16 protein-coding genes are annotated in these 21050 nt (G+C 49.2%); 6 read left to right on the forward strand and 10 right to left on the reverse strand.

Annotation, left to right across the window (positions count from 1 at the left end; translation table 11 throughout):
- Positions 1-21 precede the first annotated feature (21 nt).
- The gene (locus HMPREF2871_RS07240; protein ID WP_004520658.1) at positions 22-732 is read right to left on the reverse strand and encodes a GrxB family glutaredoxin; all 711 of its coding nucleotides are present in this window, start codon (positions 730-732) and stop codon (positions 22-24) included.
- Positions 733-819: 87 nt separating this feature from the next.
- On the opposite strand from HMPREF2871_RS07240, the gene HMPREF2871_RS07245 reads away from it, so the two are divergent.
- From HMPREF2871_RS07245 to putA, 4 genes are all read left to right on the forward strand, one after another.
- Entirely contained in the window at positions 820-3033 is a 2214-nt protein-coding gene (locus HMPREF2871_RS07245; RefSeq protein ID WP_004520657.1) for a RelA/SpoT family protein, read from the forward strand.
- Positions 3034-3231: 198 nt separating this feature from the next.
- Positions 3232-4026, forward strand: a complete 795-nt coding sequence (locus tag HMPREF2871_RS07250; protein WP_004520655.1) for a formate/nitrite transporter family protein — start codon at positions 3232-3234, stop codon at positions 4024-4026.
- A gap of 452 nt (positions 4027-4478) precedes the next feature.
- Positions 4479-6005 (forward strand): sodium/proline symporter PutP, encoded by a 1527-nt coding sequence (gene putP / locus HMPREF2871_RS07255; RefSeq protein WP_049336262.1) that lies wholly within the window; start codon positions 4479-4481, stop codon positions 6003-6005.
- A 223-nt stretch (positions 6006-6228) separates the two neighbouring features.
- On the forward strand, positions 6229-9834 hold the full coding sequence (gene putA / locus HMPREF2871_RS07260) for a bifunctional proline dehydrogenase/L-glutamate gamma-semialdehyde dehydrogenase PutA (protein ID WP_049344640.1): 3606 nt from the start codon (positions 6229-6231) through the stop codon (positions 9832-9834).
- 57 nt (positions 9835-9891) lie between these two features.
- Here the strand turns inward: putA and nth are convergent, their stop codons facing one another.
- The 4 genes from nth to HMPREF2871_RS07280 form a co-directional block, all read right to left on the reverse strand.
- Positions 9892-10521, reverse strand: coding sequence for an endonuclease III (gene nth / locus HMPREF2871_RS07265; protein WP_049336266.1), 630 nt, complete (start codon positions 10519-10521; stop codon positions 9892-9894).
- A gap of 136 nt (positions 10522-10657) precedes the next feature.
- Positions 10658-12037, reverse strand: coding sequence for a Na+/H+ antiporter NhaC (gene nhaC / locus HMPREF2871_RS07270; protein WP_049344642.1), 1380 nt, complete (start codon positions 12035-12037; stop codon positions 10658-10660).
- 180 nt (positions 12038-12217) lie between these two features.
- Complete coding sequence (locus HMPREF2871_RS07275) at positions 12218-12841, reverse strand: alpha/beta fold hydrolase (protein WP_049336270.1); 624 nt, start codon at positions 12839-12841, stop codon at positions 12218-12220.
- 92 nt (positions 12842-12933) lie between these two features.
- Complete coding sequence (locus tag HMPREF2871_RS07280; RefSeq protein WP_004520648.1) at positions 12934-14157, reverse strand: sugar MFS transporter; 1224 nt, start codon at positions 14155-14157, stop codon at positions 12934-12936.
- Between the two features lie 274 nt (positions 14158-14431).
- On the opposite strand from HMPREF2871_RS07280, the gene HMPREF2871_RS07285 reads away from it, so the two are divergent.
- Positions 14432-14845 carry a YqaA family protein gene (locus tag HMPREF2871_RS07285; protein WP_004520647.1) on the forward strand — a complete coding sequence of 138 codons (414 nt, stop codon included), beginning with the start codon at positions 14432-14434 and terminating at the stop codon, positions 14843-14845.
- A 65-nt stretch (positions 14846-14910) separates the two neighbouring features.
- Here the strand turns inward: HMPREF2871_RS07285 and HMPREF2871_RS07290 are convergent, their stop codons facing one another.
- The 4 genes from HMPREF2871_RS07290 to HMPREF2871_RS07305 form a co-directional block, all read right to left on the reverse strand.
- The gene (locus HMPREF2871_RS07290) at positions 14911-16104 is read right to left on the reverse strand and encodes an amino acid aminotransferase (RefSeq protein WP_049344644.1); all 1194 of its coding nucleotides are present in this window, start codon (positions 16102-16104) and stop codon (positions 14911-14913) included.
- Between the two features lie 98 nt (positions 16105-16202).
- Entirely contained in the window at positions 16203-16853 is a 651-nt protein-coding gene (locus tag HMPREF2871_RS07295; RefSeq protein ID WP_049336275.1) for an HAD family hydrolase, read from the reverse strand.
- A gap of 69 nt (positions 16854-16922) precedes the next feature.
- Positions 16923-17867: a cation diffusion facilitator family transporter gene (locus HMPREF2871_RS07300; RefSeq protein ID WP_049336277.1), complete on the reverse strand. Its 945-nt coding sequence runs from the start codon at positions 17865-17867 to the stop codon at positions 16923-16925.
- Between the two features lie 15 nt (positions 17868-17882).
- Complete coding sequence (locus HMPREF2871_RS07305; RefSeq protein WP_049336278.1) at positions 17883-18713, reverse strand: ferritin-like domain-containing protein; 831 nt, start codon at positions 18711-18713, stop codon at positions 17883-17885.
- A 289-nt stretch (positions 18714-19002) separates the two neighbouring features.
- Between HMPREF2871_RS07305 and lolA the strand changes: the two genes are divergently transcribed.
- Complete coding sequence (lolA, locus tag HMPREF2871_RS07310; RefSeq protein ID WP_049323136.1) at positions 19003-19623, forward strand: outer membrane lipoprotein periplasmic chaperone LolA; 621 nt, start codon at positions 19003-19005, stop codon at positions 19621-19623.
- 77 nt (positions 19624-19700) lie between these two features.
- Here the strand turns inward: lolA and glmM are convergent, their stop codons facing one another.
- Complete coding sequence (gene glmM / locus HMPREF2871_RS07315) at positions 19701-21038, reverse strand: phosphoglucosamine mutase (protein WP_049344646.1); 1338 nt, start codon at positions 21036-21038, stop codon at positions 19701-19703.
- Positions 21039-21050 lie beyond the last annotated feature (12 nt).

A 21050-nucleotide genomic window follows, 5' to 3' on the forward strand; every position in this document is an offset into this window, starting at 1 on the left:
TTTTTATGTTTCAAACATTCATCACAACGCGCGGTCAAAATACAAAGCCACGCCGGAACGTTCGCTCATCGCCAACAAATAATCCATCAATTTCTGCGGCCATTGGATACCACGCACAACGGTCAGGTTGCGCAAAATAGGGAACGTCAGGATATCTTCCAAACTGATTTCACCGCCCAAGCCTTCGCCTTCGCACACCAGCGCTTCCAGCTCTGCCAAGTCTTGATGCAGACGCTCCAGATATTGTGCCGTTTTATTCAGATTAGTCTCGAAATTGCCGATACTTTTCTCTTTTTTGTCGATAAAGTATTTTTTCGCTTCATCGGTCTCAAATTCGGGCAAACCAATTTTGACCATGCGCGGCTGTACCAGTTTGTTATTGTATTCACCCACTTTGTCCAACCAAGCCTGTACTTCTGGACGAACTTCTTCTTTCAGACGGCCTTGATCGATGTAACGGACAATATCCAAACTCTCGCCCATAAACGAACCGTCTTCTTTTTGCAGAATCGGCACTTGTTTTGAGCCAATCATGCCAATCGGTGTAGTTTCGTCATCGTTAGCCAAGACAACTTCCTCCACCGCCACATCGCGCAAGCCGAAAATCATCCTTGCACGAACGCAAAACGGGCAATGGTCGTAAATATACAGTTTCATCGAAATACTCCTTAAAATTTCAAAACGGTTAACCATAACACCCAAGGCCGTCTGAAACAAGGCTTCCTGAAACATAGTGCCACATTCGCATACAAATCTAGGGCTGTCGGCAATAAACTGTTACAATGGCAACGTTTTTATCAAAAAGAAAAAACGCACGCCATGACCACTATTCGCCAAACGCCCCAAACATCGAGTGCAACGCTGGAAGGCCTCCTCGCTTGGTTCGACGGCTATGTTGCCGCGCTGCCCGATTCCGATAAAAACCTGATTCAGACGGCCTTTGACTTAGCTAAAGAACATTACCCCGCCGATGCCCTAACGACTTACGGCGAGCCATTAATGGAACATTTTCTCGGCTCGATGCAAATCGTCAGCGAACTCGACCTCTTGCCTGATGCCGTGGCGGCTACGATTTTGTCCGACATCGGCAAATACGTTCCCACTTGGCAAGAATTGGTTACCGAACGCTGCAACAGCACCGTTTGCGAGCTGGTCAAAGGTGTGGACGAAGTGCAGAAACTGACCCAATTCGCCCGCGTGGATAGCCTTGCCACGCCGGAAGAACGCAGCCAACAGGCCGAAACCATGCGTAAAATGCTGTTGGCGATGGTTACCGACATCCGCGTCGTCCTGATCAAACTGGCGATGCGTACGCGCACCCTGCAATTTTTAAGCAACGTTCCTGACAATCCTGAAAAGCGCGCCGTTGCCAAAGAAACCCTCGACATTTTTGCCCCGCTCGCCAACCGCCTGGGCGTGTGGCAACTCAAATGGCAGCTCGAAGACTTGGGCTTCCGTCATCAAGAGCCGGAAAAATACCGCGAAATCGCCCTACTTTTGGACGAAAAACGCACCGAGCGCCTCGAATACATCGAAAACTTCCTCAATATCCTGCGTACGGAACTGAAAAAATACAATATTCATTTTGAAGTTGCCGGAAGACCGAAGCACATCTACTCCATTTACAAAAAAATGGTGAAGAAAAAGCTCACTTTCGACGGCCTGTTCGACATCCGTGCCGTACGGATTTTGGTGGACACCATTCCCGAGTGTTACACCACCTTGGGCATTGTCCACAGCCTCTGGCAGCCGATTCCGGGCGAGTTCGACGACTATATCGCCAACCCAAAAGGCAACGGCTATAAAAGTTTGCACACTGTCATCGTCGGCCCGGAAGACAAAGGTGTGGAAGTCCAAATCCGCACCTTCGACATGCACCAATTCAACGAATTCGGTGTTGCCGCCCACTGGCGTTATAAAGAAGGTGGCAAGGGTGATTCCGCCTATGAACAGAAAATCGCTTGGTTGCGCCAACTCTTGGACTGGCGCGAAAACATGGCCGAAAGCGGCAAAGAAGACCTTGCCGCCGCTTTCAAAACCGAGCTGTTCAACGACACGATTTATGTTTTGACTCCGCACGGCAAAGTCCTCTCCCTGCCTACGGGCGCCACCCCCATCGACTTTGCCTATGCCCTGCACAGCAGCGTAGGCGACCGTTGCCGCGGCGCAAAAGTCGAAGGACAAATCGTGCCGCTGTCAACGCCGTTGGAAAACGGACAACGCGTTGAAATCATTACCGCCAAAGAGGGAAATCCTTCCGTCAACTGGCTCTACGAAGGCTGGGTCAAATCCAACCGCGCCATCAGCAAAATCCGTGCCTATATCCGCCAGCAAAATGCAGATACCGTGCGCGAAGAAGGCCGCGCCCAATTGGACAAACAGTTGTCAAAAATCTTCCCAAAACCCAATCTGCAAGCATTGGCGGAAAAACTCGGCTTCAAAAAAACCGACGAACTCTATACGGCCATCGGTCAGGGCGAAGTTTCCAACCGCGCCATCCACAAAGCCTGCGGCGCGCTGAATGAACCGCCTCCCGTGCCGATTGATGAAACCAATATCGTCAAGCAGTCCAAAATCAAAAAAGGCGGCAAAAATGGCATTTTGATTGACGGCGAAGACGGCCTGATGACCACGCTTGCCAAATGCTGCAAACCAGCACCTCCTGACGACATTATCGGTTTCGTTACACGCGACCGCGGTATTTCCGTCCATCGCTGCACCTGCCCTTCTTTCCGCCACCTCGCCGAGCAGGCTCCGGAAAAAGTGTTGAATGCAAGCTGGGCAGCCTTGCAAGAAGGACAAGTATTTGCCGTCGATGTCGAAATCCGCGCTCAAGACCGCTCCGGTTTGCTGCGCGACGTTTCGGATGCGCTGGCGCGTCATAAACTCAACGTTACCGCGGTGCAAACCCAATCGCGCGATTTGGAAGCCAGTATGCGCTTTACCCTTGAAGTCCGCCAAGTCAACGACCTGCCGCGCGTATTAGCCAGCTTGGGCGACATCAAAGGCGTTTTAAGCGTAACGCGCTTATAATTCCCATTCCCCCATCTAAAGGCCGTCTGAAAGTATTGCTTTCAGACGGCCTTTCACACATCGGCTGCCAATATATAACCTACGCTTCTATCCTTACAATCAGCCGTTATTTCCTGTTTGCCATATTCTCAGGCAAACTCGCCATCCGCATGATAAAGAAAGATATTTTTATTCTTATATTAACCTTAAGGAAACTTCATGGACACACGAGACCTGTTCCCTCATGAAATTTTGCAGGACGCCATCGGCAAAAGTTGCGCCAAATCTGAATTCAGCATCAAGATGTTGGTGATTTTGAGTTTCTTGGGCGGCGGTTATGTCGGCTTCGGTTATCTTGCCTGCCTGCGCGTCATCAGCGGCATTCCTGCCGAATGGAACGGTCTGGCCGCCCTGTTGGGCGCATCCGTGTTCCCTATCGCACTGATTTGTATCTTAATCGGCGGCGGCGAGTTGGCAACAGGCAATATGATGATTATGGCTTTGGGCAGATTAACCGGCCGTGTCAGCACCTACAAACTGGTACGCAACTGGCTCATTGTCAGCTTGGGCAATCTGGCAGGCGCCGTTGCCATGGCCTATTTCCTCGGCCACTACGTTGGCCTTGCCGAAGGACCGGCCGCAGCGAAAACCATTGCCATTGCCGAAGCTAAAGTCAATATGGACTTCGGCCGCGCATTCGTTTCTGCCATCGCATGTAACTGGATGGTGTGTATGGGCATCTGGTTTTACTTCGGCGCACGCCATACTTCAGGACGAATCTTAGCCATGTGGTTCCCTGTTATGATCTTCGTATTAATCGGCTTTCAACACTTTGTTGCCAATATGTTCATCATTCCGGCCGGCATTTGGGCGGGCGCAAACGTCAGCTGGGGTCAATTTTTCTACAATATGATTCCCGTTTTCTTAGGCAACGTCCTGGGCGGGTCATCCTTTGTCGCAGCCTCTTATCTCTTTGCTTACAAACACTTACTAAAAGACGATTTTTCTATTTAATGTAGTCTTTTTTTCTAAAAATCCCGTATTTGCCCGACACAGATACGGGGTTTCTGCACAAGGCCGTCTGAAAGTCCAAGTCGTTTAATTACTTTTTCTCTTTAATCCCCAAAAAACATCAGGAAAGATAGTTTCACACACTTTCCTTCGTCATCATCGGTAAAAATTTATATATTTTTATGTTTTTAAATGACTTAGCCAAAAGGCGGCATCAATTTCGAATAAAGGCTGAGTTCTTCGCTTTGCAAAAGCGACTTTTTACGGTATGCTGGTTTAAATTATTTACAATTTAATGCATTAAAATTTCGTATTTTATTGTATTTGAAAATAATTTATCCTGTCTCTCTCGCAAAAAACAGGATTTTTAAGCTGTATTTTTATTAGAAAAAAGTTTGGGTATGAATTGCTTGCAATTTCAAACCCGTTTTAAAAGTTAGATGAGGAATAAGTACATGAATCCCATGTATATCACTTTCGCGATCTATTTGGTCGCCGTATTACTGATCGGCCTCGCCGCCTATTTTTCAACACGAAACTTCGACGACTACATTCTCGGCGGCCGCAGCTTAGGTCCGTTCGTGACCGCGATGTCTGCCGGTGCTTCCGATATGTCAGGTTGGCTTTTGATGGGTTTGCCAGGTGCCATTTACCTGAGCGGTTTGAATGAAGCTTGGATTGCCATTGGTCTGATTGTGGGTGCATACCTCAACTGGCTCTTGGTTGCAGGCCGTTTGCGCGTGCATACCGAATACGCCAACAACGCACTGACGCTTCCTGATTACTTCTTCCACCGCTTCGGTGCCGGCGGTCACTTGATGAAAGTGGTTTCCGCACTGATTATCTTGTTCTTCTTCACTATTTACTGTGCTTCAGGCATCGTAGCCGGTGCTACCCTGTTCCAAAGCCTGTTCCACGGTATGTCTTACACTCAAGCCATGTGGCTGGGTGCCGGCGCGACCATCGCCTACACTTTCTTGGGCGGTTTCTTGGCAGTAAGCTGGACCGATACCCTGCAAGCTTCTTTGATGATTTTTGCATTGGTACTGACTCCTGTCATGGTGTACTTGGGTTTGGGCGGTGCTGATCAAATGAACGCTGCCATCCAACAAGTTGCCGCTTCTACCGGTAAAGAATACGGCAGCCTGTTTGCCGGTACTACTTTCATCGGCATTATCTCTACCGCCGCTTGGGGCTTGGGCTATTTCGGCCAACCACACATTTTGGCCCGTTTCATGGCTGCTGAAAGCGCTAAATCTCTGGTTTCTGCACGCCGTATCGGTATGACCTGGATGGTTCTGTGTATGGCCGGTGCCGTGGCTGTCGGCTACTTCGGTATCGCTTACTTCGGCGCCAACCCTGCCCACGTTGATGAAATGAACGGCAACCACGAACGTATCTTCATCGCTTTGGCTACCCTGCTCTTCAACCCTTGGATTGCCGGTATCATCTTGAGCGCGATTCTCGCCGCCGTAATGTCTACCCTGTCTTGCCAATTGTTGGTTTGCTCCAGCGCGATTACCGAAGACTTCTATAAAGGCTTCCTGCGTAAAAAAGCACAACAAGCTGAATTGGTATGGATTGGCCGTCTGATGGTATTGGCGATTGCCGTGATTTCCATCCTGATTGCTTCTGATCCTGAAAGCAAAGTATTAGGCTTGGTAGCTTACGCATGGGCTGGCTTTGGTGCCGCATTCGGCCCGGTCGTTATCCTGTCTGTACTGTGGAAACGCATTACTGCCTACGGCGCACTCTCCGGCATGATTGCAGGTGCACTGACTGTAGTAGTTTGGGCTGAGTGGATCAAAAAACCTGCTTTGGCCGCACAAGAAACAGGTTTCGCTACTGTCTATGAAATCGTCCCCGGCTTTATCATTTGCACACTCGTGATTGTTTTGGTGTCCCTGATCGACAAAAAACCTTCACGCGAATTGCAAGAACGTTTCGAAAAAGCAGACGCAGAATACCGCGCCTCTAAATAAGACGTTTTCAGACGGCCTGCATGATTCCGTGCAGGCCGTCTTTACGACATAAACTGTTTCAAAATAATCTGAGCCTTATCAGAAAAAACAGCAATTTATGCGGATGCATCTTGTATCCGCATCATAATTTTATTACGATATTACTATCCTTCAGAATGCTTGTTTTAGCAGTCTTAATTCAGGCCGTCTGAAACCATGAAAAAACCTTTGGAGAACATAAATAATGTTTAACTTCGCTTTTCCAACACAAACTCCTCTGCGTCAAGCTGTAACTGATGCCTACCGCCGCGATGAAATCGAGGCCGTTCAGGATATGTTGCAACGTGCACAGATGACCGACGAAGAACGCAATGCCGCCTCCGAGCTTGCCCGTCGTTTGGTTACTCAAGTCCGCTCCAGCCGCACCAAAGCAAGCGGCGTAGATGCCTTGATGCACGAGTTCTCTCTCTCCAGTGAAGAAGGTGTTGCACTGATGTGTCTGGCCGAAGCCCTGCTGCGTATTCCGGATAATGCAACCCGTGACCGCCTGATTGCCGACAAAATCTCTGAAGGCAACTGGAAAAGCCACTTGAACAATAGCCCTTCCCTCTTCGTTAACGCGGCTGCATGGGGTCTGCTGATTACCGGCAAACTGACCGCGACAAACGACAAACAGATGAGTTCCGCATTAAGCCGTCTGATCAGCAAAGGTGGCGCACCTCTGATCCGTCAAGGTGTGAACTACGCCATGCGCCTGTTGGGCAAACAGTTCGTAACCGGCCAAACCATTGAAGAAGCGCTGCAAAACGGTAAAGAGCGCGAGAAAATGGGTTACCGCTTCTCTTTTGATATGTTGGGTGAAGCCGCATACACCGAAGAAGATGCCAACCGCTACTACAACGACTACGTTCAAGCCATTCACGCCATCGGTAAAGATGCCGCAGGCCAAGGCGTTTACGAAGGCAACGGTATCTCCGTTAAACTTTCCGCCATCCACCCACGCTATTCACGCGCCCAACACGAACGCGTTATGAGCGAATTGTTGCCACGCCTGAAAGAATTGTTCCTTTTGGGTAAAAAATACGATATCGGTATCAACATCGATGCCGAAGAAGCCAACCGTCTCGAATTGTCTTTGGACTTGATGGAAGCTTTGGTTTCCGATCCTGACTTGGCCGGCTACAAAGGTATCGGTTTCGTTGTTCAAGCCTACCAAAAACGTTGCCCGTTCGTTATCGACTATCTGATCGACCTGGCACGCCGCAACAACCAAAAACTGATGATCCGTTTGGTTAAAGGTGCATACTGGGACAGCGAAGTGAAATGGGCTCAAGTAGACGGCATGGAAGGCTATCCGACTTACACCCGTAAAGTCCATACCGACATCTCCTATCTCGCCTGCGCACGCAAACTCTTGGATGCGCAAGATGCCGTGTTCCCACAATTTGCCACCCACAACGCCTACACTTTGGGCGCAATCTACCAAATGGGTAAAGGCAAAGACTTTGAACACCAATGTCTGCACGGCATGGGCGAAACCCTGTACGACCAAGTGGTCGGCCCGCAAAACTTAGGCCGTCGCGTACGCGTGTATGCCCCGGTCGGCACACACGAAACCCTGCTTGCCTACTTGGTACGCCGTCTGTTGGAAAACGGGGCGAACTCTTCTTTCGTGAACCAAATCGTTGACGAAAACATCAGCATCGACCGCCTGATTAAGAGCCCGTTCGACACCATCGCCGAACAAGGCATCCACCTGCATCCGGCATTGCCTCTGCCGCGCGATTTGTATGGCAAAGGCCGTCTGAACTCCCAAGGCGTCGATTTCAGCAACGAAAACGTATTGCAAAACCTGCAAGAAAAACTCAACCAAGCTTCTTCCGAAGACTTCCACGCCGCGTCTATCGTTAATGGCGAAGCGCGTAACGTGGGCGAAGCGCAACCCGTCCGCAACCCTGCAGACCACAACGATGTTGTCGGCACTGTCAGCTTTGCCGATGCGGCATTGGCTCAAGAAGCTATTGGTGCAGCCGTTGCCGCCCTGCCTGAGTGGAGCGCCAAACCTGCTTCAGAACGCGCCAACTGCCTGCGCCGTTTTGCCGATTTGTTGGAACAACACACGCCTGCATTGATGATGCTGGCCGTCCGCGAAGCCGGTAAAACCCTGAACAACGCCGTTGCCGAAGTACGCGAAGCCGTTGACTTCTGCCGCTACTATGCCAACGAAGCTGAGAACACCCTGCCTAAAGATGCCAAAGCCGTCGGCGCAATCGTTGCCATCAGTCCATGGAACTTCCCATTGGCCATCTTTACCGGCGAAGTGGTTTCTGCATTGGCAGCCGGTAACACCGTTATTGCCAAACCTGCCGAACAAACCAGCCTGATTGCTACTTACGCCGTTTCCCTGATGCATCAAGCCGGTATTCCGACTTCTGCACTGCAACTCGTACTCGGCGCAGGCGATGTCGGCTCTGCCCTGACCGGCGATGCCCGCATCGGCGGCGTGATCTTTACCGGTTCTACCGAAGTAGCGCGCCTGATCAACAAAGCCCTGTCCAAACGCGACGACAGCCCTGTCCTGATTGCCGAGACCGGCGGTCAAAACGCGATGATCGTGGACTCTACCGCCCTGCCGGAACAAGTCTGCCTCGACGTATTGAATTCTGCCTTCGACAGCGCGGGCCAACGTTGTTCCGCCCTGCGTATCTTGTGTGTTCAAGAAGATGTTGCCGATAAAATGGTCAACATCATCAAAGGTGCAATGGACGAATTGGTTGTCGGCAAACCGACCCAACTGACCACAGACATTGGCCCTGTCATCGATGCTGAAGCCCAACAAAACCTGTTGGCCCACATCAACAAAATGAAAGGCGTAGCAAAGGCTTACCACGAAATCAAAACTGCCGCCGACGTTGATGACAACAACTCTACCTTCGTTCGTCCAATCCTGTTTGAATTGAATAACCTGAACGAGTTGCAACGCGAAGTGTTCGGTCCTGTACTGCACGTTGTCCGCTACCGCGCCAGCGAATTGGATCAACTCATTGACCAAATCAACGCCAAAGGCTATGCTCTGACCAGCGGTGTACACAGCCGTATCGAAGGCACTGTTGACCATATCCGCGACCGCATCGAAGCTGGTAACATCTACGTTAACCGCAACATCGTTGGTGCTGTTGTCGGCGTACAACCTTTCGGCGGTCACGGCTTGTCCGGTACCGGTCCAAAAGCAGGCGGTTCATTCTATCTGCAACGCCTGGTTCGTACTCCTGAATGGGTTGCCCCAACCCTCAGCCGAATCGGCCAAGCAGACGAAGACGCGCTCAAACGTTTGGAAACCCTGGTTCACAAACTGCCGTTTAACGCAGAAGAGAAAAAAGCCGCAGCCGCAGCTTTGGGTCACGCACGCGTCCGTACCCTGCGCAAAGCCGAAACCGTATTGGTCGGCCCGACCGGCGAACGCAACTCATTGAGCTGGCGCTCTCCAGAACGTGTTTGGGTACATGGCGGCAATCTGCTGCAAGCCTTCTCTGCCCTGACCGAGCTGGCAGCCGCAGGCATCCAAACCGTTGTTGAGCCAAACAGCCCACTGGCTTCCTACTCAGCCGATTTGGACGGTTTGTTGCAAGTCAACAGCAAACCCGAAAACGCAGGCATCAGCCATGTTGCCGCTATCGAGCCTTTGAGCAGCGAGCGCAAACAAGAGTTGGCCGGCCGCGACGGTGCGCTCATCCGCATCCTGCCTTCTGAACAAGGTCTGGATATCCTGCAAGTATTTGAAGAAATCTCTTGCAGTATCAATACTACCGCTGCCGGTGGTAACGCCAGCCTGATGGCAGTTGCCGACTAATCGTAGCCAAATCAAAGGCCGTCTGAAATTCAGACGGCCTTTTTTATGTTTTTTTATTTACATTTTTGCCGGATATTCGCACAAATCGTTAATCAAACATTTGCTGCATTGCGGTTTCAAAGCCTTACATGTATAGCGGCCGTGCAAAATCAACCAATGATGGGCATCCATCAAAAATTCTTTGGGAATAAAGCGCATCAGCTTGTCTTCAACCTCACGCACATCCTTGCCCGGCGCGATTTTGGTGCGGTTGGCCACACGGAAAATATGGGTATCGACCGCCATAACAGGTTGCCCGAATGCAGTATTCAATACCACGTTGGCGGTTTTCCGGCCGACACCGGGCAAAGATTCCAAAGCCTCGCGGTCGGCAGGCACTTCGCCATTGTATTTTTCCAGCAAAATACGGCAAGTCTGCATGATGTGTTTGGATTTGGTTTTGTAGAGGCCTATGGTTTTGGTGTATTCCATCACGCCGTCCAGCCCCAAATCCAATATGGCTTGCGGTGTATTGGCAACGGGAAAGAGCTTGGCAGTCGCTTTGTTCACACCGACATCAGTCGCTTGTGCAGACAATAAAACAGCAATAAGCAGCTCAAACGGCGAGCTGAAATTCAACTCGGTAGTCGGATGCGGATTGGCAGCGCGGAAACGCTCGAAAATTTCTTGGCGGATTTGTTTGTTCATTGTTTGGATTATTTTTTTATTGGCGCAGCAATTATAGTGAAATCATGTTGATACGGCTACTTTAAGTAAACAAGGCCGTCTGAAGTTGTTTTCAGACGGCCTTGTTTTATAAAAGCATTGCTATTTTAAATGCTGTTTACTTCTTACTCAAAGTCAGTCCTGTCCAGCCAAACACCAGCGTCAGAGCCAAGCTCAAGTAGCAGAAGAAGGCGTAAGGCAGATATTCCCAAACGGGCACACCCAAGGCATGGCTGATAAATACGCCGCAGACGCTCCAAGGCACCAACGGGTTGATGACAGTACCCGCATCTTCAAGCGTACGGGCAAGGTTGCGCGAATGCAGACCAAGCTTGTCATAAACCGGCTTAAAGGTTTCGCCGGAAAGCAGAATACTCAAATATTGCTCGCCAATCAGGAAGTTAACACCAACCGATGTCATGGCCACGCTGAAAGTAGCGCGTCCGGCATTGGTCAGGAACGCACGAATGGCCTCCAACAAAGACGGAATCACACCGATGCTAAACAACAGGCCGCCCAAGCTCATGCCGAGTATCACAATAGTTTGCGTAAAGAACATGCTTTCCAAGCCGCCGCGAGAAATCAAACGGGCAATGTCTTTAAATGCTTCGCCTTCGAGTTTGTATCCGCTGTAAAACCACGCGCCCAGCTGTTTCAAATCAGGCGTACTGTGGAAGTAAGTCACAATCAGCGCCACCACAACGGTAAACAACATGGCCACAATGGCATTGACGCGCATCAGGGCGAGGACAACCAATAAAGCAAACGGAATCAGCGAGTAGGCATGCACCAAACCGGTTGCTTCCAATTGCGCGCGGAAAGCCTCGACGCTATTCATGTCATGCGCGGCAACATTGGGCAAGAGCCACAACATCAATGCCGCACTGATCAACCACGCAGGCACAGTGGTGTACATCATATTTTTGATGTGTTCGAACAAATCAATGCCGACAATCGAAGCGGAAATACCGGTCGTATCGGAAAGTGGCGACATTTTATCGCCAAAGAACGCACCCGACACAATCGCACCTGCCGTCATCGCCATATCGGCATGAAACGCAGCAGCCATACCCATAAATGCCACGCCGACAGTCGCACAAGTCGTCAAACTACTGCCGATGGAAATACCGATGATCGAGCAAAGCGCAAACGCCGAGAAATAAAAATAAGTCGGCGAAATCAATCCGAAACCGTAATACATCAGCGTCGGAATCGCACCACTCATCATCAGCGCGCTGACCATCAGGCCGATAAAGAAAAACAGATAAATCGCGCCCATGCCCTGCCCGACCGCGCCGATCATACCGTTTTGCATGTCTTGATATTTCAAGCCACGCATCAAACCGTACAAAAGCAAGACCACGATCGCCGTCACAATCGACATATGCGGCAGCCATTCAAGCGAAATAATCGTATAACCCATTGCCGCCACCAAAGCCAAGGCCACAGCGATGGCCTCAAAGCGCGGCATATTAAGTAAGGATTTGAAAGCAAACATTGTTCTTTGCCTTTTTAATAAGTATTTAACAGATTTTAGCATAACAGGCCGTCTGAAAAACCGGTTTCAGACGGCCTGTTGATTATTTTACGAAAACAACGCTCACAAATCCTTGCCATTTTCTTTAAAATAAACGAATTATTTAAAATAAAATATTTTTTAATTAAAATAAATGAAATTTTATTGCTTTTTAAAACGTCCATCATGTAAAAATGCCACTACTTGTTCGACCGTTTTACGGTTGAACAGCATACCGCTATGGCTGACAGGTAAAACGACATGATCGCGCATATTCGGACAATGCGTTTCGCTGACCAAAACCGTACCATCATGTTCGCCATGCAAACCTAAAACACGGCCCAGCCCATACGGTTTATTGCCGGCAATACTGCCCAACTCAACGCATTCTGGCAATTCAGGCATACCGCCGTCCAATGCGCCTTTATACGAGCCGCCCAATACCGGCTTTTGCAAACCCATATTGAACACACGTTGCGCGGCACGGCTGCCTTGATGCGGCGTACCCATGGTAACGATACGGCCGCTGACTTTATCCGGATATGCCGCTGCAAAATTGCGTAAGACCAACCCGCCCAAACTATGGCCGACAAAGTGCAGCGTTTCATCAGCATGGTTCTCATCAATCCATCGCGCTAAATCTTCAACATGTCGGTTCATCGAATGCAAAACACTGTAATAATCGAACAGAGCAACTTCAAAACCTTCTTGTTCCAGCAAATACGCCAGCGGTCTCATGACCCACGAATGCATATGCAAGCCATGCAGCAAAATGATTTTGGCCATTTTTTCCTCCTGTCATTTAAATCATTATGCCACAAAGTAAAAAGGCCGTCTGAAATCCCATAAGGTTTCAGACGGCCTTTTATCATGATGGATTATTCGTCAGCTTTATAGCCTTTTATAGCAAAGAAGACGATGTATACATAACAAATCGCCGATACAACGAAAGAAATCATCAGGCCGTAAGTATCTGCAGCCCAACCTTGTACCACAGGCACAACCGCACCGCCGACAATCGCAGTACACAATACGCCGGAAGCGCTGCTGGTAAATCGACCCAGACCTTTGGTTGCCAAAGAGAAAATGGTTGGGAACATGATGGAGTTGAAGAAGCCGATAGCCAACAATGCCCACATCGCAATATCCGCACTGGCTTTACCTGCCAACATAGCAACGCCCAACAAGGCAACAGCAGCAGTAGCGTTAAATGCCAAATAGCGGTTAGGCGCAATTTTCGCCATGATGGCAGAGCCTAAGAAACGGCCGACCATCGCGCCGCCCCAGTAGAACGACAAATATTTCGCGGCAGATGCGTGGTCCAAACCTTTCAGATAGCCCAACACGCTGACCAATAAAGAACCGATGGATACTTCCGCACCGACATAACAGAAAATACCGGCCGCACCAAAAACCAAATGACGGTATTGCCATACGCTGTGTTTGCCATCATGGTTGTGTTCGCTCTCTTCTTCAGCAATTTTGTTTGCGTCAGGCAGACGAATCATTTTGACGAATACAGCCAAAATAATCAGCAGACCGGCCAAACCTAAATATGGAATTTGAACAGAAGAAATTTGCTCGGCTTTGCTGACAGTTTGTGTCGCATCAGCCAAAATCAGGAATGCGCCGATTTGCGGAGCAATGGTCGTACCCAAAGAGTTAAATGCCTGAACCAAAGTCAGTGTTGCAGATTCTTTACCCGGTTTGGACAGCAAAGTCACATAAGGGTTACCCGCCACTTGCAACAGTGTTACACCTGAAGCCAAAATAAACAATGCACCCAAAAAAGTTGCATAAGAATGACTGCCAGCAGCAGGATAAAAGAGTAGACAGCCGATGGCAGTCAATACGAAGCCGCTAATCACGCCGTTTTTATAGCCGATTTTGCCGACCAAATAGCCCATCGGGATCGACATAATCGCATAAGCGGTAAAGAAACAGAATTGAATCAGCATCGCCTGAACATAAGTTAGGTCGAAAATATCTTTCAAATGCGGAATCAAAATATCATTCATGCAGGTAATGAAACCCATCATGAAAAAGAGTGTGGTTAGGACAACCAGCGCAGGAGTATGATTTTGTTGTGAATGCGCAGACATGATTTGCCTTTCGTTTTGTTAAGATTTGCTGGAAAAATGAGCTTAAATCAGTTCATTAAACTTAACACCCATTAACAGCCGCCCGTATCATACTGATAATCCGTCACTTTGAAAACTATTTTCTAACAGCCGACTACATTATCCTTCAGACGTTTAATTTTAAAAATTTCAATAATATTGGATTTATCTTTTATTAGATTAAAAAATAAAGGCATAATCCTCTTACTAAGCCTATTATTTCTTTTTTACAATATCACTTGATGTAACTCAAAACATGCCACCTCTTTACGCTTACCTTGCCCTGATTGCTTCTGCCTTCACTTCAGCCACACTACTTCCGGGTACATCCGAGGCGGCATACGCCGCATTTGTGTACCAATATCCGCAACATGCCCTCGGCGCATGTTTGTGTGCCGGTTTGGCGAATGGCTTGGGCAGTATGGTTTCGTATTACATGGGCAGAATGTTTCCTGCCAAGAAAAGGCCGTCTGAAAAAGTATTGGCGCGTATACAAAGATGGGGAATTTGGCCGCTATTATTTGCATGGTTGCCGATTATCGGCGATGCCCTCCCCCTTGCCACAGGCTGGCTCAGGCTTAATGCTTTGCATTGCGCCATCATTCTGATTGCAGGCAAACTGCTGCGCTATGCCATGATTTATTGGGGAATGAACATAGTTGCCGGATAAGTTTCCACAGTCAAAAATAAAGGCCGTCTGAATGATTCAGACGGCCTTTGCCTTTAATTCGACAATTACAAGACTTTCACAATACTTTCGCACAGGTAGTCGATATTGTCATCGGTAATGCCTGCAACATTAATGCGGCCGGAACGGACGGCATAAATGGCAAACTCGTTTTTCAAACGGTCAACTTGTTCGGGAGTCAAGCCGCTGAAAGAGAACATACCGTTTTGTTCGATAATGAAATCAAAGTCTTGGGTTGCACCTTTGGCCTTGAGCAACTCAACAAATTTTTGGCGCATGGCTTTGATGCGGCCGCGCATTTCATCAAGTTCGGCAATCCATTGTGCTTTCAAATCATCATTTTTCAACACCAGCGCAATGGTGTTCGCACCGTGTGAAGCTGGGTTGGAATACAAGGTACGGATGATGGTTTTGACTTGGCTGTGGGCGCGGGCTGCAGTTTCTTCATCTTCGGCCACCAAAGTGAACGCGCCGACGCGCTCGTTGTACATACCGAAGTTTTTGGAATAAGAACTGGCAATCAGCAATTCTGTATTGTGTTTCAAGAACACGCGCAAGCCGTAGGCATCTTCTTCCAAGCCATTGCCGAAGCCTTGGTAGGCAAAGTCAAACAGTGGCAACCAGCCTTTTTCGGCAGAAAGTTTTGCCAAAGTTTCCCATTGTTCGGGCGTAGGGTCGATGCCGGTAGGGTTGTGGCAGCAGCCGTGCAGCAGGACGATGTCGCCTTTTTGCGCTTGGCTCAAGTCTTCAATCATGCCATCCCAATCCAAACCGTGTTTGGCGGCATCATAGTAACGATACGGTTTGTCTTGGATACCGACCGCTTTGGCGATGGCGTTGTGGTTAGGCCAAGTCGGATTGGAAATCCAGATGGTTTGCGCGTTCAACTGGCGTTTGACAAATTCGGCCGCAATGCGCAATGCACCTGTACCGCCAAGGCTTTGCGCTGTTTTGGCGCGACGGCTGGCAATGATTTCGTGGTCTTTACCAAATAACAGGATTTGGGTTTGCTCGTTGTAATCGGCAACGCCGTCGATGGTCAGGTATTTTTTAGTTGTCTCGCTTTCCAACAGGCGTTTTTCAGCCTCTTTGACGGCTTTGACAATAGGCGTTGCGCCGGATGCGTCTTTGTACACGCCGATACCGAGATTGACTTTTTCGGGACGGGTTTCGGCTTTAAACGCTTCGCCCAAACCTAAAATCGGATCAGCAGGAGCTGCTTCGATATGCTTGAAGAACATGATTTTTCTCTTTACAAGTAGTAAAACGGTTGAAAAAATACAAATTTGTGTAATTTTACGCCGTTTCAGGCCGTCTGAAAACGGATTATTACAGGGTTTTAACGCAAGATTGCCAACAAATCCAAAGGTGTGGCAATACGGAAATCGGCGAACCAGTTTTCGGTTTGGTCTTCGGTAGAAATATAGCCCCAATCGGCAAGCACGGTTGTCATCCCGGCATTTTTGCCTGCCTGCATATCGCGCTCGGCATCGCCGACATAAAAGCATCGCTGCGCTTCGACACCCATCTGTTCGCACGCATAAAACATAGGCTTCACGCTGGGCTTGGGTTCATCGCAAGTATCGCCGCTGACAATCACGGCGGGAGAAACGGTAAACCCGAGTTTAGGCACGAGGACATCGGTAAAACGCATGGGCTTGTTGGTAATAATGCCCCATTGGATACCGCGTTGAACTAAGGCTTCCAGCATTTCATTTACGCCGTCGAACAAGATGGTTTGATCGGCATAACAGCGGCTGTATTCATCCAAAAATTCTTTGCGCCATTGCATATAGTCCGGATGCTCGGGCGTAATGCCTGCACCGAGTTTGAGCAAACCGCTCGCACCGTGGCTGGCCTGCGGACGGATTTCATCCATGCTTTTTTCAGGCAAACCGTGTCGGCGCAATACCGTGTTGAGCGCGCCACCCAAATCAAGTGCGGTATCGGCAAGCGTGCCGTCAAGGTCGAATAATACGGCTTGGGTCATAAGTGTTCCTTTGATGATTTTAGAAGGCCGTCTGAACAATCCAACAAGTTTCAGACGGCCTGAATATGGTTAATGGTGATGATGTTCATGCATTTCCTGCGAACACAAGACTTCATCTTTATGCGGGTGCCGTTCGCTTTCAATCTGAATCGTACAATGCCCGATGTTGTGATGCGCCAATTCATGTTCGATGCGGTAGGCGATTTGTTCGGACTCTGCCACCGTCATGCCGCCATCGACAACAATATGGCAGGATAAAACGTGGATATTGCTGGTAATCGTCCAAACATGCAAGTCGTGAACGGATTTTACGCCTTCCGTATTTCGGATCACGCTGAGCAACTCATTGGTATGGATGTTTTCCGGTGCACCTTCCATCAAAATGTGCAAAGTCTGTTTAAACAGCGTCCAGCCGCTGCGCCCTACCAAAGCCGCCACCAATACGCTAGCAACCGTATCCGCCCATTGCCAGCCATACGCCATTATCAGCACTGCTGCGACAATCGCCCCTATCGAGCCGAACAAATCGCTGATTACATGCAGATACGCGCCGCGCATATTGACGTTTTCTTCGGTATCGCTATTTTTCAACATATAAACGGCGACGCCGATGTTGACCAGCAATCCGATGATACTGACCACCAACATGCCGCCCGTCAAAATTTCCGGCGGATAAAACAATCGTTTGACTGCCTCATAAAAAATCATCGCCGCAATCAACACCAGCGACAATCCGTTAAACATCGCCGTCAAAATTTCAAAACGTTTGTAACCGAATGTCTTTTGCAGCGTAGTCTGTTTCTCGCCAAGTTTGAATGCCCACAATGCCATACCCAGCGAAAACGCATCGCTGAACATATGCCCCGCATCGGAAAGCAGGGCCAAAGAATTGGTCAGCCAGCCGCCGACCGCCTCAACCAGCATAAATCCGGCAATAACGAAAAATGAAATGCGCAATACCTGCTTGTTGGCGGTATGCGTATGCGCGTGCGAATGATCGTGATGATGTGCCATGATGGTTTTACCGTTTCAGACGGCCTTTTTATCCTGTTTCAAACTTTTCTCAAAATCTTCCAACATATCCAACTCAAAACGGCTGAATCCTGCACGTTCCCGTGCTTCGATATTGACGTAGCCGCGGAAGATAAACATATCGTAACGCGCAATCAGGCTGCGGAACAGGGCGACCGGTTCCAAACCGCGCTCACGGCAAAGATGCTGATACCAATGATTGCCGATGGCGACATGCCCCACTTCATCGCGGTAAATAATATCCAGCACATCGCAGGTTTCCACATCGCCGCGCTGTGCCACTTTTGCACGAATACCCGGCGTGACATCCAGACCGCGCGCTTCCAGCACCCGTGGCACCAAAGCCATGCGCAACAAGGGATCGTAAGCGGTTTTATACGCCATGTCCCACAAATGCCCGTGTGCTTCAAAATCGCCGTAATCGTAGCCCAAGCTGTTCAGACGGCCACGCATCAAGCCGAAGTGAAACACTTCTTCTTTCGCCACCCTTACCCAATCGCGTACAAACTGAAACGGCATATTGCGGAAACGATACGCCGCATCCAAAGCCAGATTAATCGCGTTAAATTCAATATGCGCAATCGCATGCAACATCGCCGCATAGCCTTCGACCGTATTCATCTTGCGCGGCGTAACCTCCGAAGGCGCAACCAAACGCGGACGCAACGGATGACCGGCAAAACGGCAATCCACGGGTTTCGACGCTTCAGCCGTCAAGCCTTCCGCCTCGCCCAACTGCGCAAACAAGGCCTGCGTCAATTTTCCTTTTTCATCCGGATTGTCCGACAGCAAAGCCTGTTCCAATAAAGGATAAGGATTCAGATACATACAAAACCATTGTTTTCAAAAGATAAATATTATAACTGTTTTAAAAAGCAAACAGAAAGACTATAATTTCACGCTTTCCGTAAAATGACATTAAATACCACACCAAGCCCTTATGCGTTTCATTAAAAAAACGTCAAAACCAAATACAGGCCGTCTGAAGAAATAAAATTATTTCAGATACTTGCTTGGATTTTTCATATTTACACAAATTAAACCCGCCATTCAGCCCCTTGCCTGTTACACCATAACGTCTATACTGAACCCATCTCTCCGAACAAGGAACCAAAACATGAAAACCAACCGACTGTTCACCCTGACCGCTGCCGCGCTGCTTTCTTCAGCCATCGGCTTTGCACAAGCCGGCGCAGTGGACGCACTGAAAAAATTCAATAATGACGCCGACGGTATCAGCGGCAACTTCAGCCAAACCGTTCACAGCAAAAAGAAAACCCAAACTACATACGGCACATTCAAAATCCTGCGCCCTGGCTTGTTCAAATGGGAATACACCAAACCCTACAAACAAACCATTGTTGGCGATGGCAAAACCATTTGGCTCTATGACGTAGATTTGGCGCAAGTAACCAAGTCCTCACAAGACCAAACCATCGGCGACAGCCCTGCCGCCATTCTCTCCAACAAAACAGCATTGGACAGCAGCTACACGCTGAAAGAAGACGGCTCTGCCAACGGCATCGACTATGTTTTGGCTACGCCTAAGAAAAACAACGCCGGCTACCAATACATCCGCATCGGCTTCAAAGGTGACAACCTCGCCGCCATGCAGCTGAAAGACAGCTTCGGCAACCAAACCAGCATCAGCTTCAGCGGTTTGAACACCAAGCCTAACCTTTCCAGCGGTATGTTCAAATTCACCCCTCCTAAAGGCGTTGATGTCTTGAGCAATTAAGCTTTCAACTGAAACACAAAGGCCGTCTGAACAACAGACGGCCTTTTATTTAGTTCAATTCAACATCAAACACACTGTTACTTTTGACCTTGAATGGCGGCGGCAATTTTTTCTGCGCCTTTTTTCGCCCAGTCTGCCTGCTTGGCTTCCACCATCACACGCACGACAGGCTCGGTACCAGATGCACGCAAGACCACGCGGCCTTTGCTTTCGAGTTCTTTTTCCACTTCAGCCAAAGCCTCTTTGGAAGCATCCTGCCAGTTTTGGCCTTTTTTGATGCGGACGTTAATCATGGTTTGCGGATACGGCTGCCAATCGGCGCAAACAGTGGCAAGGTCTTGATTCAAGGTTTGCAGTGCGGCCAAAACTTGCAGCGCGGAAATGATGCCGTCGCCGGTATTGTGTTTGTCCATGCACAAAATATGGCCGCTGGCTTCGCCGCCAATCAGCCAACCGCGTTGATGGAGCTGTTCCAACACATAGCGGTCGCCCACTTTGGCGCGGCAGAAATCAACGCCCTGCTCTTTCAAAGCAACTTCCATCGCCATATTGGTCATTACCGTACCCACCACGCCGCCGATTTCCACGCCTTCGTGCGCGCGTGCTTTGGCAATCACATAAATCAAGCTGTCGCCGTCATACACTTTGCCATTGCGGTCAACCATCATCAAACGGTCGCCGTCGCCATCCAAGGCAATGCCGTAATCGGCTTCATTTTGCAACACAGCGGCTTGCAAAGCTTTCGGATGGGTCGCACCGCATTTTTCATTGATGTTGTAGCCGTTCGGCTCATTACCGATACTGACCACTTGCGCACCCAATTCATGAAATACCTTAGGCGCAACCGCATAGCCTGCACCATTGGCGGTATCGACCACCAATTTCAGACCGCGCAAATCCAAATGGCTTGGGAAAGTGGATTTACAGAACTCGATATAGCGGTCATCCGCACCATTAATCCGGCGCGCGCGGCCAAGACGGCTGGACGGCTGGGTTTTCATTTCCTCATCGATTTTGGCTTCGATTTCCAACTCGATTTCATCGCTCAGCTTCACACCGCCTTCGGCAAAGAATTTAATGCCGTTATCGGAATAAACGTTGTGGGAAGCAGAAATCATCACACCTGCAGACAAACGCAAAGCACGGGTCAAATACGCCACACCCGGAGTCGGCAGAGGGCCGGTTTGAATAACATTAACACCGGCGGCGGTAAAACCGGCAATCAGCGCGGCTTCCAGCATATAGCCTGAAATCCGCGTGTCTTTACCGATCAAGACGGTCGGTTTGATTTCGCCTTCGTGCTGCACCAAAACCTGACCTGCCGCATAGCCTAATTTCAGGACAAAATCAGGATTAATAGGGAATTGACCGACTTCGCCGCGCACACCGTCAGTACCGAAATATTTTTTTGCCATGAGATAACTCCG

Source organism: Neisseria sp. HMSC067G12, assembly GCF_001812725.1.
Classification (GTDB): Bacteria; Pseudomonadota; Gammaproteobacteria; order Burkholderiales; family Neisseriaceae; genus Neisseria; species Neisseria perflava.